At 65.2% G+C, this 14,441-nt stretch carries 13 protein-coding genes and 2 pseudogenes; 8 read left to right on the top strand and 7 right to left on the bottom strand.

The window, feature by feature from the left end:
• The first annotated feature begins 75 nt into the window (after window positions 1-75).
• Both rpsR and rplI read left to right on the top strand, forming a co-directional pair.
• Window positions 76-315, top strand: a complete 240-nt coding sequence (gene rpsR / locus DXK94_RS18565) for a 30S ribosomal protein S18 (RefSeq protein ID WP_003800144.1) — start codon at window positions 76-78, stop codon at window positions 313-315.
• Between the two features lie 17 nt (window positions 316-332).
• Window positions 333-785 carry a 50S ribosomal protein L9 gene (gene rplI, locus DXK94_RS18570; RefSeq protein WP_079597905.1) on the top strand — a complete coding sequence of 151 codons (453 nt, stop codon included), beginning with the start codon at window positions 333-335 and terminating at the stop codon, window positions 783-785.
• Between the two features lie 63 nt (window positions 786-848).
• On the opposite strand, the gene DXK94_RS18575 is transcribed toward rplI, so the two are convergent.
• Window positions 849-1,271 carry a DUF1801 domain-containing protein gene (locus DXK94_RS18575; protein WP_115526058.1) on the bottom strand — a complete coding sequence of 141 codons (423 nt, stop codon included), beginning with the start codon at window positions 1,269-1,271 and terminating at the stop codon, window positions 849-851.
• Between the two features lie 129 nt (window positions 1,272-1,400).
• On the opposite strand from DXK94_RS18575, the gene DXK94_RS18580 reads away from it, so the two are divergent.
• Together DXK94_RS18580 and DXK94_RS18585 are read left to right on the top strand one after the other, a co-directional pair.
• Window positions 1,401-2,027: an FMN reductase gene (locus DXK94_RS18580; RefSeq protein WP_115526059.1), complete on the top strand. Its 627-nt coding sequence runs from the start codon at window positions 1,401-1,403 to the stop codon at window positions 2,025-2,027.
• Between the two features lie 60 nt (window positions 2,028-2,087).
• Window positions 2,088-2,414 carry a zf-TFIIB domain-containing protein gene (locus tag DXK94_RS18585; RefSeq protein ID WP_258868611.1) on the top strand — a complete coding sequence of 109 codons (327 nt, stop codon included), beginning with the start codon at window positions 2,088-2,090 and terminating at the stop codon, window positions 2,412-2,414.
• Between the two features lie 32 nt (window positions 2,415-2,446).
• Here DXK94_RS18585 and DXK94_RS18590 read toward each other — a convergent pair whose 3' ends face one another.
• Both DXK94_RS18590 and DXK94_RS18595 read right to left on the bottom strand, forming a co-directional pair.
• Window positions 2,447-3,019, bottom strand: a complete 573-nt coding sequence (locus DXK94_RS18590) for a hypothetical protein (RefSeq protein ID WP_079597902.1) — start codon at window positions 3,017-3,019, stop codon at window positions 2,447-2,449.
• A 4-nt stretch (window positions 3,020-3,023) separates the two neighbouring features.
• Window positions 3,024-3,482: a hypothetical protein gene (locus tag DXK94_RS18595; protein WP_079597901.1), complete on the bottom strand. Its 459-nt coding sequence runs from the start codon at window positions 3,480-3,482 to the stop codon at window positions 3,024-3,026.
• Between the two features lie 661 nt (window positions 3,483-4,143).
• Between DXK94_RS18595 and dnaB the strand changes: the two genes are divergently transcribed.
• Complete coding sequence (dnaB, locus tag DXK94_RS18600; RefSeq protein WP_079597900.1) at window positions 4,144-5,526, top strand: replicative DNA helicase; 1,383 nt, start codon at window positions 4,144-4,146, stop codon at window positions 5,524-5,526.
• Between the two features lie 9 nt (window positions 5,527-5,535).
• On the opposite strand, the gene DXK94_RS18605 is transcribed toward dnaB, so the two are convergent.
• The 4 genes and pseudogenes from DXK94_RS18605 to DXK94_RS18615 all read right to left on the bottom strand — a co-directional run bounded on the left by DXK94_RS18605 (window position 5,536) and on the right by DXK94_RS18615 (window position 11,795).
• Window positions 5,536-6,507, bottom strand: coding sequence for an acyl-CoA thioesterase (locus DXK94_RS18605; protein WP_115526060.1), 972 nt, complete (start codon window positions 6,505-6,507; stop codon window positions 5,536-5,538).
• Window positions 6,508-6,619: 112 nt separating this feature from the next.
• A pseudogene (locus tag DXK94_RS21980) lies at window positions 6,620-8,434 on the bottom strand (rhamnogalacturonan lyase); the annotation flags it as partial.
• A 630-nt stretch (window positions 8,435-9,064) separates the two neighbouring features.
• A pseudogene (locus DXK94_RS21985) lies at window positions 9,065-11,023 on the bottom strand (GDSL-type esterase/lipase family protein); the annotation flags it as partial.
• 337 nt (window positions 11,024-11,360) lie between these two features.
• The gene (locus tag DXK94_RS18615) at window positions 11,361-11,795 is read right to left on the bottom strand and encodes a DoxX family protein (RefSeq protein WP_115526062.1); all 435 of its coding nucleotides are present in this window, start codon (window positions 11,793-11,795) and stop codon (window positions 11,361-11,363) included.
• A gap of 191 nt (window positions 11,796-11,986) precedes the next feature.
• On the opposite strand from DXK94_RS18615, the gene DXK94_RS18620 reads away from it, so the two are divergent.
• The 3 genes from DXK94_RS18620 to DXK94_RS18630 all read left to right on the top strand — a co-directional run bounded on the left by DXK94_RS18620 (window position 11,987) and on the right by DXK94_RS18630 (window position 14,416).
• On the top strand, window positions 11,987-13,339 hold the full coding sequence (locus DXK94_RS18620; RefSeq protein WP_258868612.1) for an MATE family efflux transporter: 1,353 nt from the start codon (window positions 11,987-11,989) through the stop codon (window positions 13,337-13,339).
• Between the two features lie 25 nt (window positions 13,340-13,364).
• Window positions 13,365-13,955 carry a DUF308 domain-containing protein gene (locus tag DXK94_RS18625; RefSeq protein WP_176156885.1) on the top strand — a complete coding sequence of 197 codons (591 nt, stop codon included), beginning with the start codon at window positions 13,365-13,367 and terminating at the stop codon, window positions 13,953-13,955.
• A 104-nt stretch (window positions 13,956-14,059) separates the two neighbouring features.
• Entirely contained in the window at window positions 14,060-14,416 is a 357-nt protein-coding gene (locus DXK94_RS18630) for a hypothetical protein (protein ID WP_115526064.1), read from the top strand.
• The last annotated feature ends 25 nt before the right edge of the window (window positions 14,417-14,441 follow it).

Consider the following 14,441-nt stretch of genomic DNA (forward strand, 5'->3'; position numbering starts at 1 on the left):
GAGCGGCTGCCGCCGTCGGACCACCACCATCCCGTGGATCAACATCCACGGGCTCCCTAGATTAGGAGCTCCACGATGGCTAAGGCTGAACTCCGTAAGCCCAAACCAAAGTCCAACCCCTTGAAGGCCGCTGACATCACTGTCATCGACTACAAGGACGTAGCATTGCTGCGCAAGTTCATCTCCGACCGCGGAAAGATCCGCGCCCGTCGCGTCACCGGCGTTACGGTCCAGGAACAGCGCAAGATCGCACAGGCAATCAAGAACGCCCGCGAAGTTGCTCTGCTGCCTTACTCCGGCGCTGGCCGCGGCTAAGGAAGGGATTAACTAACATGGCAAAGCTCATTCTGACCCACGAAGTAACCGGTCTCGGTGCTGCTGGCGACGTTGTCGAGGTCAAGGACGGTTACGCACGTAACTACCTGCTGCCCCGCAACTTCGCCCTGACCTGGTCGAAGGGTGGCGAAAAGCAGGTTGAGTCCATCAAGGCTGCCCGCGCCGCCCGCGAGCACGCTTCCCTGGAAGACGCTCAGAAGCAGGCCGCTGCACTCTCCGCCAAGCCGGTCAAGCTGGTCGTCAAGGCCGGCGAGACCGGACGCCTGTTCGGCACGGTCAAGCAGGCCGACGTTGCTGACGCTGTTGAGGCCGCAGGCCTTGGCCGCATCGACAAGCGCAAGGTTGAACTGCCGGCACACATCAAGTCGGTAGGTTCCTACCAGGCCAACGTCCGTCTGCACGACGACGTTGCTGCTGTGATCGACCTTGAGGTCGTAGCTGGCAAGTAGTCGCTGACTGCAGGAAAGACCCCCGTCGCCGTAACCCGGTGGCGGGGGTTTTCTCTTGCTGTTTCACGGGGTATGAAGTTCTGCCATCACATGCTGGTACCCGCTCCGGATCAGCCCGGCGAGGACGTCACGGTCAACGTCGTCCAGCCTGTTGATGTAGAGGCACGCCGCCCCCGTCTTATGCTTGCCGAGCACCGGGAGCAGCCTGTCCGTGTCCGGGCCGTAGGTGAGGCCGTAGAGGGCGAGGTTCGCCTTGCGCGGTGAAAATCCGACCGCGGCGGAATCGCCCTCCCGTCCGCTGCCGTACCGGTAGTGGTACCTGCCGAAGCCGACGATGCTGGGACCCCACATGACGGGGTCCTGCCCGGTAACGGACTTCATTAACTCCAGCAGTTCAAACCCGTCAGCGCGCCGGACCGGGTGTTCCACGGACGCCAGGAACTCCTCCACGGGCACTTCCGTGGGCCCGGTCTTGTTCTCATTCATCCAGGTAGTCTGGCAGACGCGCGGCAGCACAGGGAACAATCCCCGCGGGAATACTTCCGGGGCAGCAACAGTTCACGGTATAGATGCAAATGCATGTAAGGTGAAGTGAACGAGCAACAGGAGAATGCCATGGAAACCCGCCGCATCACAGTTCTTTCCGCAGGACTTGGCGTACCGTCGTCGAGCCGCCTGCTGGCTGACCAGCTGGCCGCGTCGGCTGAGCGGCAACTGGCCGCGGCCGGATACGACGTGAAAGTGGACGTCGTGGAGCTCCGGGACCTGGCCGTGGACATCGCCAACAACTTCGTGACCGGCTACGCGGCTCCCCGCCTCGCCGACGTGATAGCCGGCGTGGAGGCGTCCGACGGAATTATCGCCGTGACCCCGGTATTCAGCGCATCCTTCAGCGGATTGTTCAAGTCATTCATCGACGTCCTGGACCCCAAATCCCTGGACGGCAAGGCGGTCCTGCTCGGCGCGACCGGCGGTACGGACCGCCACCAGATGGTCCTGGACTACGCCATGCGCCCGCTGTTCACCTACCTCCGCACGCGAATGGCGGCAACCGGTGTCTTCGCCGGCCCCCAGGACTGGGGCAGTGTGGACGGCGGCGGATCGTCCCTGGGGGAGCGAATCAACCGTGCGGCCGGCGAGTTCACCCGGCTATTGGAAGGACCCCAGCCAGGCCGTAAGGCGGCTCCGATGGAGTCCCTGCCCTTCGAGCAGCTATTGGCCGGCATTTCCGGAAATCGCTGACGCCTGGCGGTGGCGAACTTTCGGGAGGCGCCGGTCGTTGTGCGGGACATGAAATGCCCAGTGGATTCCGTAGACCTTCTGATGACCGAGCGCAGCGGGGTGGAGATCGATTACTGCCCGCAGTGCCGCGGCGTCTGGCTGGACCGTGGCGAGCTCGACAAAATCCTTGACCGGGCCGCGGACATGCCTGCTGCATCTCCGGGAATGCCGGCGCGTCCGGCACCCGGGCCCACGCCGCCACCGCTCTACCCCAACTTCGAGCCCCGGCGGGAGCAGCCCCGCTACGACGACCGCAAGTACGGGAAACAGGGGCACGACCGTGACTATGACCGCCGGCACCAGCAAAAGAAGAAGGAAGGCTGGCTGGGCGAGCTGTTCGACTTCTAGGCGCGGCGTCCCGGCCCCTCCGGGCGCCGGCCTTAGTCGTCCAGCAGTTCGATGAACTCCCGGGCCTGCTTCATGGAAATGTCGGAGTGCCGGGTGAGTGCCGTGGCCGCGGCCTCCGTGTCGCCGTTGCGTGCCAGGGTGCGGATCCTGCCGTAGATCTCGTCATTGAGCATGTTGCTGCTCACCTCGCGGGTCACGTCGCCTTTGCTGGCGATGGCCCGGTACCGGTACGGGAACCTTTGGGGCTCATCGTCCTCGTCATCGTCCTGCTCCGGGCCGGCCACCTCGGGGCTTCGGTAAGGCTGCGGGTGGGCTGCCAGTGCGCCCACCGCATCGCGGGAAGCCCGCAGGCCATCGCCGGTGGCTTCGTAGTACAGCTTGATGGCGGCCATGGCCTGCCCCTGCGCTATCAGCGCATAGAGCCGCCGGTGTTCGTCCTCTGACAGCTTCGCGGCGGCAGTGCGCGCCAACTCTGCGGACGTCGCCGCCGGCTGTGCCGGTTCGGCCGTGCGTGTTGCCTTCCGCCTGCCCATGGCGCGGACTGCCAGTGCAACTCCGGCGATAACAGCCAGGAGGATGAGGACAGGGACCACAAGCGATTCCATTGTTCTAGAGCCGTTCTATGTATTTTTTGGCGGTGGCCAGATCTGATTGCGTTGCTTGGCGGAGCAGTTTGATGGCCTGCACCTTTTGGCCGCTCCGGACCATGGCCTGCAGTTGCATGGCCAGCTGATGGTTCAGCTGGGCACCCCCGGCAGGCATTACTCCGTTATGGCCCGAACCCGCGGTGGCCGCCTGGTTCAGCATGTCCATCCGGGCATGGTCCTGCTGCTGGGTGTGCTGCTGCGTGTTCTGGCTGGGGCGGGTCTTGGCCTCCAGCCTTGCACGCGCTGCAGTGGCAGCCTCGACCTGGGCTGCATAGTGCCGGGCTGAGCGCTCCGCGAGGTCGCGCTGGTATTTTTCCGCGTCCGACATGCCGGCGTCGCGGGGGCTCAGCGCCGTGAAGAGCCCCCAAATGAGCGCCACCAACACAATCGCAGGCAACAGCACCAGCAGTAGTTCGCCCATACATAGAGCTTATGCCAGATCCACTTTATCCACAGCAATATTCACCGGTGCGCATACAGGAGGAAAGGCTGCAGGGCAAACGCTTGACGGGGAATATGAGGACGGCCACTTCCCCGGCATGAACTTGGTCACGGGTATGGATCGGGCTGAGTAGAGGGCCCCCGGCGCGTCGTGGCCTGTGGATGAAATTCCACAGAAGAAATATTTACTCCACATCCCCCGATGAGCGTTTCCGCAGGTCAGCGCGGTGCAGGGAGGCAAACTTTTTTATTATCCACAGCCTTTCGCACAGGCTGTGCACAAGCTATGCCGGTTACTGCACAGGTTATCCACAGTCCTTCGGGGCTTCCGGCTTTGCTGCCGGGTCCCGGGGGGCTAGCGTAGCGGGGTACCTGTTCTTAGGGCAGTCAGCGGCTCCGGGATCCCCGGGAAAACTGCAGTCCCGGGCCCTGTGTGGGCCCACGGAACAGGCCTCTGTGGAAAACCTGTGGACAGTGGGGATAACTCCATAATTTCCGGTTCCAGGGACTGGCGGCAGCATTGTCAGACCCTGCCGATACACCTGTACGGGTGGCGGAGCACGGACTTTTCCGGATGAGGCCTCAACAGGACAGCAATAACCGGGCAACCCAGGCCCCGGTACAAATGGAGGACGGCAGCTTTGTCAATCGCGCATCTGGACCAGGTCGAGACCACCCGCGGATCAGACACCAGCCGGAAGCCTCCCCAGGACATCGCCGCCGAGCAATCGGTGCTGGGCGGCATGATGCTCTCCAAGGATGCCATCGCCGATGTTGTGGAAATCCTCCGCGGCCAGGACTTTTACCGGCCTGCCCATGAGACCATCTACGAAGCGATCATTGACCTGTACGGCCGGGGCGAACCAGCCGATGCCGTAACGGTCTCCGATGAGCTCACCAAGCGCGCAGAAATCAACAGGATCGGCGGCCCTGCCTACCTGCACGAGCTGATCCAGACCGTTCCCACCGCTGCCAATGCCGGGTACTACGCCGAGATCGTGGCCGAACGGGCCGTCCTCCGGCGCCTCGTGAACGCCGGCACCAAGATCGTCCAGCTGGGCTACGGCTCGGACGGCGAGGTGGAGGACCTGGTCAACCAGGCCCAGGCCGAGGTCTACGCTGTGGCGGAACGCCGGACGGCTGAGGACTACGTGGTCCTCAAGGACGTCATGGAGTCCACCGTGGACGAGATCGAAGCGTCCGGCCACCGTGGTGAAGGCATGACCGGTGTGCCCACGGGCTTTTTTGAACTCGACGAGCTCACGCACGGGCTCCACCCGGGCCAGATGATCGTTATTGCCGCCCGTCCGGCCGTGGGTAAATCCACCTTCGCCCTGGACTTTGCCCGCTCCGCCGCGATCAAGAACAACCTGTCCACGGTCATGTTCTCGCTCGAAATGGGCCGGAACGAGATCGCCATGCGCCTCCTCTCGGCCGAGGCCACCATCGGTCTGCAGGACCTCCGCAAGGGCACCATCAAGGACGAGCAGTGGTCCAAGATCGCCACCACCATGGGGCGCATGAATGATGCCCCGCTGTTCATCGACGACAGTCCCAACATGTCCCTGATGGAAATCCGCGCCAAGTGCCGCCGCCTGAAGCAGCAGCACGATCTCAAGCTCGTCATCCTCGACTACCTGCAGCTGATGAGTTCCGGCAAGAAGGTGGAGTCGCGGCAGCAGGAAGTCTCCGAGTTTTCCCGTGCTTTGAAGCTGCTGGCCAAAGAGCTCCAGGTCCCCGTCATCGCGCTGTCCCAGCTGAACCGTGGGTCCGAGCAGCGCTCGGACAAGCGGCCCATGGTGTCGGACCTCCGTGAATCGGGCTCGATCGAGCAGGACGCCGACATGGTGATCCTGCTCCACCGCGAGGATGTCTACGACAAGGAATCCCCGCGCGCCGGCGAAGCGGACATCCTGGTGGCCAAGCACCGTAACGGCCCCACCAAGGACATCGTGGTGGCTTTCCAGGGCCACTACTCCCGGTTCGCCAACATGGCGGCTGACGCCGGCGGTGGCGGCTTCTAGGGAACCGGGTCAGCCCTGGGTCAGTAAGTGGTTGGGGAGCCGGTTGCCCGGCGCCGTACCCCTGATCTCGAGAAGTTCCCGCGCGTGGGCGTGCAGCCTCTTATCCTCGTCGCTGACAGGCACCCAGGCGGGAATCGGCACTGAGTTGCCTTCGTCGTCGCGCGCCACCATCACGGTGAGGCAGTACGTCGTGAGGTTGAGCCCGCCGCCCTTGGGGTCGCCGGAGCGGACGTGTACCGCAATGTGCATACCCTTGGTTCCGGTGTACACGAGGCGGGCCTCCACCTCCACCACGTGCCCGATCAGCAGGGGCCGGTAGAAACGGACTCCGCCCGAGAACACCGCCACGGTGTCCCGGCCGCAGTAGCGGGTGGCACAAACGTAGGCGGCTTCATCGATCCACTTCATGACGATTCCGCCGTGGACCTTGCCTCCCCAGTTCACGTCCGTCGGGGCGGCCATGAACCGGAGTGTCACCCGCTCGGCCGTGCCGGCATCGGTATATTCCTGCCGGTTCATCGCTTCGACGATCTGCTCGCGGACCTTGATCCGGGCCAGCGCGTGGTCCCGCTGCTCAATCTCTTTGGGCGTGACGGGCTCGAACTGCTGCACGGGGATCGGTTTGCCATCCTCTCCGACAGCCACGAAGATGACCATGCACTGGCTGCGCATGGTGGCCGCGCCGCCCTTGGGATCTCCCGAGGACACAACAGTCCGGATGTGCATGGAGGACCGCCCGGTGTACACGATGGTCGCCTCCACCTCCACCATGTCGCCGCTGTTGACGGGATCCGCAAAGTGGATGTTCCCCACGTAGGCCGTGACGCAATAGGACTTCGCCCAGCCCACGGCCGCCGCATAAGCCGCCTTGTCCACCCACTCCAGGACCGTGCCGGCGTCCACCGACCCGCTGTGGCCCACGTCCATCGGCGCGGCCAGGAAGCGGAGGGTTACGGAATTCGGGGTGCCGGTGGACGTCATGCTGTGATCATACTGACGCCCCCGGTTACCCGCCGGTCGCCCCGGCAAAGAGACAAACAGAACTGCCCCGCCCGCCGAATCGGCGGACGGGGCAGATCAGTGTTTATTGGGACTAACCGGCGCGGGTGTAGACGATGTCCGGCTGGGCAGGAAGCTCCATGCCTTCCCCGATGAAGAAGCCCGGGTGCGGCGGCTGGTTGTAGGAGATGTTCTCCCGTGCCACGGAGAGGCGGTACACCGGATCGTGCATCAGCGTCCGCAGGCGGACGTCAGTACCGGAAGAGGTGGTGTAGATCCGCAGTTCGGTGCTGTCTGCTGACGGCCAGGCGATCTCTTCCCGCCAGTCACCCAGCAAGTCGGCCTGGATGGCCGGGTTGCCCTTGGTGCTGTTGTTGGTCTTGGCACCGGTTGCTGTCAGCAGCCGGTCGCTGGAGGCGGTCTCCCAGTTCCACTTGGCGATGCTGGGCGTACCTGTGTTGGTGGTGGCATCCCAGTCGTGGTCGACGATTTCGCGCAGCAGGTCGCCGTCCCACCAGGCCAGGAAGTTGGCTGCAGGGATCTTGTTGGCGATCAGTTGGCCCTTGGCCGACCGGAGCTCACCAACGGGGGAGTTCCACGCCGCATCCCCGCCGACGGCCCAGCCTTCGGCACCCGGGTGGCGGGGGTCGATGTCTCCGGCAGCAGCGCGCCCCGTGTCCTTGGTGGCCGGGATGCTCCAGAGCACTTCACCTGTCCGTGAATCCCGGAACGTAGCACCCTTGTTGCCGCTTGAGCCCATATCCTCGTGGGCGGCGAAGGTCTCCAGTCCCGGCCGGGACGGATCGAGATCGCTGGTGTGGATCGCGTCGCCGTGGCCCAGGCCCGTGCTGTAGAGCGCCTTGCCGTTGTCGTCGATGGTCATGGATCCGAAGACGAACTCGTCCTTGCCGTCGGCGTCCACATCCGCGACGGACAGGTTGTGGTTGCCCTGGCCCCGGTACTGCGGTCCGCTGATGTCCGAGTCGAACGTCCAGCGCTTGACCAGCTTGCCGCCGGAGAGGTCGTACGTGACCAGGACGGCGCGGGTGTAGTAGCCGCGGCTGAACATCATGGACGGACGCTCGCCGTCGAGGTAGGCCACGGCTCCCAGGAACCGGTCCACACGGTTGCCGTAGGTGTCACCCCAGGCCCCCACGTCTCCCCGCGGCGGCTCATACGCCACGGTGTCCATGACGGTGCCGGTGGCGCCGTGGAAGACGGTGATGAACTCGGGCCCGGTCAGCACGTAGCCGCTGCTGTTCCGGTAATCGGCCCCGGCGTTCCCGATGACGGTGCCGGCACCGTCCCGCGTTCCGTCCGCCGTCTTCATGGCAACCTCGGCCTTGCCATCGCCGTCGAAGTCGTAGGCCAGCAGCTGGGTGTAGTGGGCGCCCGCACGGATGTTCGGGCCCATGTTGATCCGCCAGAGTTTGGTGCCGTCCATCCGGTAGGCGTCCACGTAGACAAGACCGGTGTAGCCCGCCTGGGAGTTGTCCTTGGCGTTGGACGGGGACCACATCTGGAGGATTTCGTAGGTGCCGTCGCCGTCAAGGTCGGCGACGCTCGCGTCACCCGCCGAGTAGCTGTAGGGCTGCCCGTCCTTGGTGTAGTCGTCTGCCGGCTTGTCCAGCTTCACGGACAGGTAGTCCCGGGCCAGCGGCGTGAACTCGCCCGTGAGCTGTTCCCCGCCGTTACCCACGCTCTTGATGACGTAGCGGGAGGCGGCTGTGCCCGAGGGGTCCAGGAAGGTGGTGCTGTTGCGGATGGGCTCGTCGGTGAGCTGCACGCCGTCGCGGATCACGTGGAAGCCCACCTGCTCCGGGTCCAGGCCCAGCATGCGCCAGCCAACGCGCACTCCGCCGTCCGTCAGAAGTGCCACGGGTGCCCGGTCAAGCTGCTCCATCTGCCGGTTGACCACGGTGACCTTTTCCGTTCCCACAACGTGCGAAGGCGCGGATTCACCGCCCTTGTTCACGGTGGTGACGCGGTAGTAGTACTTGATGGTGGTCAGGACCGTGTAGTCGGTGTAGTTCACCTCGGTGGCCCGGCCCACGTATTCGAACGGGCCGTCAGGTGAGGTGGAACGGTAGATCTGGTAGGCGGCGGCGTTGGCCACCTTCTGCCATTTCAAGGTCACGCTGGTCTTCTCCACAGCCTTGATGTCCACCTTGGTTGTGGGCGCGGGGACGGGCGTGCCGGGGTCCACAAGGGCGGTCTCCAGCATGTTGGAGGGGACCGATTCGAGGCCGGTGCTGTCCACGGCGGTGACGAAGTACTTGTAGGCCAGGCCGGCGAAGGCTGTGGTGTCTTGGAAGGCAGGGGCGGCCACGTTTTCCGCGATGACCTGGGGTTCGGACTCGAAGGATGCCTGGCGGAAGACCTTGTAGCTGGCGGCATCGGCCACGGCATCCCAGGCCAGGTCGACAGCAGGGGGTTCGGCCGCCGCGTCGACCGCTGTGGTGTGCAGGTTCGTCGGGCCCACCAGCAGCGGGGTGACCTCCAGGCCGTTAAGCCGCTGGCCCGAGCCGCTGATGGCCAGGTTCAGCTGCCCGTCCGAGACCAGGACCTGGTTGATGATCTTGGTGGCGGAGGAAGCGCGGCTGGAGGAGACCTGGCCGAAGGGAATGCCTTCGGCGGCCACATCGGTCCGCGTGGAGCCGATCCAGTCGCTGTGGTACGTCTTCAGGGCATAGGTGCCGTTGGGCACGTCCAGCTGGAACTCGAAGCTCGAGCCGCTCAGGACGAAGTCCCGCAGCAGGTTGGTGGTGACGGCGCCGCGGTCCCGGTCGCTGAGGACCGAGATGTCCTTGAAGCCGAAGGCGCGTTCCGGGGTGTAGCCCATGGTCCGGTTCACCTCGTTATAGCCGGGTTCGACGGGCGCGCCCACGGGGCCAAAGTCAAACTTATACTTCGCCTGTTTCGTGGTCACGGACAGTGCATCGCTGGGTTCGGAAAGACCCTTGCCGTTCATGGCCGCGACGCGGACGCTGTAGGCGGTGCCTTCGGCCAGTCCCGCCAGGTTGGCGGTGGGCACAGTTGCGGTGGTGGTGAGCTTGTAGGCGCTGTCCGGCTCGGATGCCAGCTTGCGGTACACCTTGTAGATGTCCGCACCCTCAACGGGCTGCCATTTCAGCAGCGCCCCCGCGTTGGAAACGCTGCCGGCCACGAGTCCCTGCGGCGTGGCGGGAACGGACGACGGCGGCGCGATTTCCTTGACGCGGGAGGCCAGCGGAACGCTGAGCTGCTTCACTCCGCCGGCCACCAGGCGGGCGATCTGGATGGCGCCGTATTCCTGGAAGTGCGTGTTGTCCACTGTTCCGGTGGGGCGGTTGGGGTAGACGCCGGCGTCGACGTGGAGGAACACGGACTTGGTGTCCTCCGGACCGATCGCGTCGTAGTAGGCGCGGCTCGAGGCGGAGAGGTCCACCAGGGCCACATTCTCCTCGGTGGCCAGTGCCTGCATCTTGGCTACGTACTCGGGGAAGCTCACCCGGAACTTGCCGGTGGCCTCGTCAAAGTCGCGGCGGCCCACGGGGGTGACCAGGATGGGGGTGGCACCGCGCTGCCGGGCACCATGGACGTAGGTCCGCAGGTACTCCTTGTAGTCCTCGGGGGAGGCGTAGCGGTCGTCCACGCCGATGGTGGCATCGTTGTGCCCGAACTGGACCATGAGGTAATCGCCGGGGTTGATGACCCGGAGGATCTCATCGAGCCGTCCCTGGCTGATGAAGTTCTTGGAGCTCCGGCCGCCGATGGCGTGGTTGCGGAAGGTCACCGCACCGTCGAAGTACCGGTCGATCATCTGGCCCCAGCCGGCCTGCGGTACGAAGCCGGGGTCGTAGGTCTGCACGGTTGAATCACCGGCCAGGTAGACGCCCGGATCGGTGGTGGCGGTACGGGGAGCCCGGGCGGAGATGACCAGTGAGTTGATCTTGGCCGCTGTGCCGCTGAAATCGAGGTTCAGCTGGCCGTCCACCAGCGAGATGGGGAATTCCATTTCCAGGTACTGGCCTGCCGGCTTGTCCGTGAGCTGGACTTTGGCCATCTTCTCGGCGGTGATGGCGATGTTGGTTGCTTCCGCAGCGTCGCCTGCTGTCAGCTTGACGGTGTAGTCGCCATTCGGCAGGTCAACCAGGAAGGTGCTGCCCTGGGCTTGGACGAAGTCCGAGCGGAGGGGGTCACCTGTGCCGCGGTCTGCTCCCGAGGTGACGGCGGTATCGGTGAAGCCAAACTTCCCGGCTGCGGAGTATTGGCTGTCGGCGTCCACGTGCGTGTAGCCCTCAGCCGTGGAACCGGGGCCAAAATCAAACTTGAACCCGCTGCCCACGGGCGGCAGTGCGGTGGTGTCCGCGTGGACCGGCGGGAGGCCGGTCAAAGCGATCGCGGCAGAGGCAACAGCCGCGGTGGCAGCCTTGGTGCCCGAGGTAAGGATCCTGCGGCGCTGCGGCGGCCCTGCCTCGGGGCCTGGTTTTGCTTGCGGGGGTTTCTTCACGGACATCTCCTTCGACGAGCGGTGGTGAAGCGGCCCCGGCCTTACTTTGGAACGATTCAAAAGAAAAGCGCAGCAGTGCAGATGCGCGCGACGCAGGAGAAGGTTCCCGGAAGTGACCAGTTGAAGAAAGGCTGAGACCTGGGGTGCGGTGATGCAGCTCTCACTGCAACAGTCACAGGTTTACCAGCAGCAACAGCAGGCTGGCAAGCGTTTTCCCAATCTTTCCTGCGCCTTAATGGTCCGGGCTGTTCCTCAATGTTCGATATTTCGCCGCCTAAACGCCGACGGCGGCCAGGCACCCTAGGTGCTCAGCCGCCGTCGAGCGGTGTTTTGGTGGCCGTGGTTAGGCCAGGACTGCCAGCTTGGAGTTGCTGCGGCCAAAGAGGGCGCGGTCCACGGAGACGCGGCCCGCGCCGGTGAGTGCCAGTGCGAATGCGGCAGCGGCCAGGAGCAGGACCAGTTCGTAGCCGCCGTTGGTGGCGAAGACGCCGGCTGAGGCGTGCACCAGGAACAGGGCGCCGAGCATATCCAGGGCCAGGAGGGCGGCAACCACCCGGGTGAGGATGCCCAGGATCAGGGCGATTCCGCCGGCCAGTTCCAGGACGGCGACGGCCGGGGCTGCAATCTCGGCGGCCGGCACGCCCATCTTGGCGAACGAGGCCTGGGTGCCTGCGATGGTCCACTCGCTGAACTTCTGCCAGCCATGGGCGGCAAAGAGGAAGCCCAGGACGATGCGGAGGGCGGTGATGGCGGTAGTGGTAAGTCGGGACTGGTTCATGGAAGATCCACCGTTTCGGATTTTGGTCGGAGCTGGACAGGTGTGCAAGCAGGGACGGATCACAGCGGCTTGAGGTATCCAGTCTTCCGCACGAAAGGTTGAAGAGTCAACTATCCAGGTGGAACTGTGGGCTTTGTCATGTCCGGCCGCACGACCGGCGGGTGAATGTCACGGAAGGTTAAGCTGGCACGGTGCCGCAACAATCGCCCTCCCTTCCCGTGGAGTCCCGCAGTGGCCATGCCCGGGAAATACTCCGCCTCGCCGTCCCTGCTTTCGGGGCACTCGTGGCCGAGCCGCTGTTCCTGCTGGCGGATTCCGCCATCGTGGGGCATCTTGGCGTGGCGCAGCTGGCCGGCGTCGGACTGGCGTCCGCGGTGCTGCACACCGCCGTCGGGCTGATGGTCTTCCTCGCGTATTCCACCACCCCGGCCGTCGCCCGTGCCATTGGCGATGGGCAACTGGGCAAGGCCCTGGCGGCCGGGCGCGACGGCGTGTGGCTGGCACTGTTGCTCGGCGTGGGCCTTGCGGTTGCCGGCTTCGTGGCTGCCGAGCCGTTGATTGGACTGATGGGCGCGGAAGGCGAGGTGCGGGCCTTCGCCGTGGACTACCTGCGCTGGTCCATGCCTGGCCTGGTGGCCATGCTGCTCATCTTTGCCGGCACGGGCGTTCTCCGCGGACTGCAGGATACGCGGACCCCGCTGGTGGTGGCCACCGCCGGCTTCGGCCTGAATATCGTCCTGAACCTGTGGCTGGTCTACGGACTGGACTGGTCTGTCACGGGCTCGGCGGTGGGAACCAGCGTGGCGCAGTGGGCCATGGCGGCGGTCTACCTCGTAATGGTGCGCCGCAACGCGGTCCGCCACGGCGTCAGCCTCCTGCCCAGCTGGCGGGGCATCCGCAGCATGACCCGCGTGGGATCCTGGCTGATGCTGCGCACGCTGAGCCTGCGCGCAGCCATCCTCGTGACCGTGCTGGTGGTTACCGCGCAGGGCGCAGTCAACCTCGCTGCCCACCAGCTCGCAATGACCATCTTTTCGTTCCTGGCCTTCGCACTGGATGCCCTGGCCATCGCCGCGCAGGCACTGATCGGCAAGGAACTGGGCGCCTCCAACGCGGGCAAGGCGCGCCTGCTCACCGGCACCATGATCCGCTGGGGAACCGGCTTTGGAGTGGCGACGGGCCTGCTGCTCGCCGCGGTGGCCCCCTGGGCAGGAGCCCTGTTCACGTCCGACCAGCAGGTCCAGTCCGTGCTGGCTGTCGCTTTATGGATCCTTGCGGCCGGGCAGCCAATCGCCGGCTACGTCTTTGTGCTGGACGGCGTGCTGATCGGCGCAGGTGATGCCAAGTACCTGGCCCTGGCGGGGCTTGTCAACCTTGCCGTGTATGCGCCGCTGCTCGCCGCTGTTGCCGTGTCCGGTGCCGCGGGCGCAGCGGGCCTGGGCTGGCTGTGGGCCGCTTTCGCGGTGGGCTATATGGCGGCCCGCGCCGTCACTCTCGGGGTGCGCGCGAGGTCGGACCGGTGGATGGTCCTGGGTTCGGCCTAGCGGTCCGCCCCACTAAACTGGACCGGTGACGCAACCAATAACACCCGCAGGCGCAGCAGCGGGAACTGCACCCCGGCCCGACCTGTGGAAGCCGGTGCTGCTCCGCTCGGCGGCGGCCCTCGTGTTTGGTGCAGTGACCATTTTCTGGCCATCGCCCTCCGTCGAGGTCATGGGCTGGGCCGGTGGACTGTACCTGCTGGCCACCGGCGTTGTTTCCCTTTGGGGCGCTCCCGCCACCGGGTTCGCCCGGGAATCCACGCCGGGCAAGCTGCTCTCCGCTGCGGGTTCAGTGCTGACGGGTGCAGGTTTCGCCCTGGTGCTGATGCACAGCGACCTGCTTTTTGGTGTCATAGCAGCTCTCGGCCTAGGCGTGGCCGGAGCCCTGGAGCTGTGGTGCGGCCTGCGGTTCCGCGGCCGGCACGTCCTGGCACGGGACTGGATTGCGTCCGGCATCATTGGCCTGGGAACCGCCGCCGTCCTGCCCTTCTTCATCAACCTGGGTGCGCATGCCCTGCTCGGAGTGGCCGGCGGCGGGGCAATCATTTCGGGCGTCCTGTGGGTACTCTCCGGCCTGACGCTCAAGCACGATGCCCGGGGCGGGGCCGGGAAGCCGTAAACTAGGAAGGCGCGGTTCTACTCGTTGTAGAAAAATAGGGCCGGGCGAACCACCGCACTACGTAAACCAGGACGGCAGCGTGCCGCCTGCAGGGAGGATTCACCGTGGCAGACCAGCATCCAGGAAAACCGCGCAGGCTGCGGACCTCGGTGAAGGGGCCGCTGATGTTCTCCGCGTTCTGGGCCGTCGTCACCTTCGTGGCAGTCCTGATCTTTGCCTCCGGTGGCAGCGCCAAGACCCCGCGCTTCGACCTTGCCTTCACCGGCGCCGGCATCGCGTTCATCGTCACCCTGGTGATAGCGGCCATGCTGTCCATGAGCTACAAGGAAAATGCCGAGCACCTGGGCAAGGGCTCGGGCGTCAACCTCAGCTCGAAAAAGCCATCCCACGGCTTCGGCGCCCCTGGAGCACAGAATCCGCCCGCTTCCGAGGCCGGACCCGAAGCGCCCTCGGACCGCTGACCCGCCACCCTGAATGGCAGTACTG

The organism is Arthrobacter sp. RT-1 (assembly GCF_003367205.1).
GTDB lineage: Bacteria > Actinomycetota > Actinomycetes > Actinomycetales > Micrococcaceae > Arthrobacter.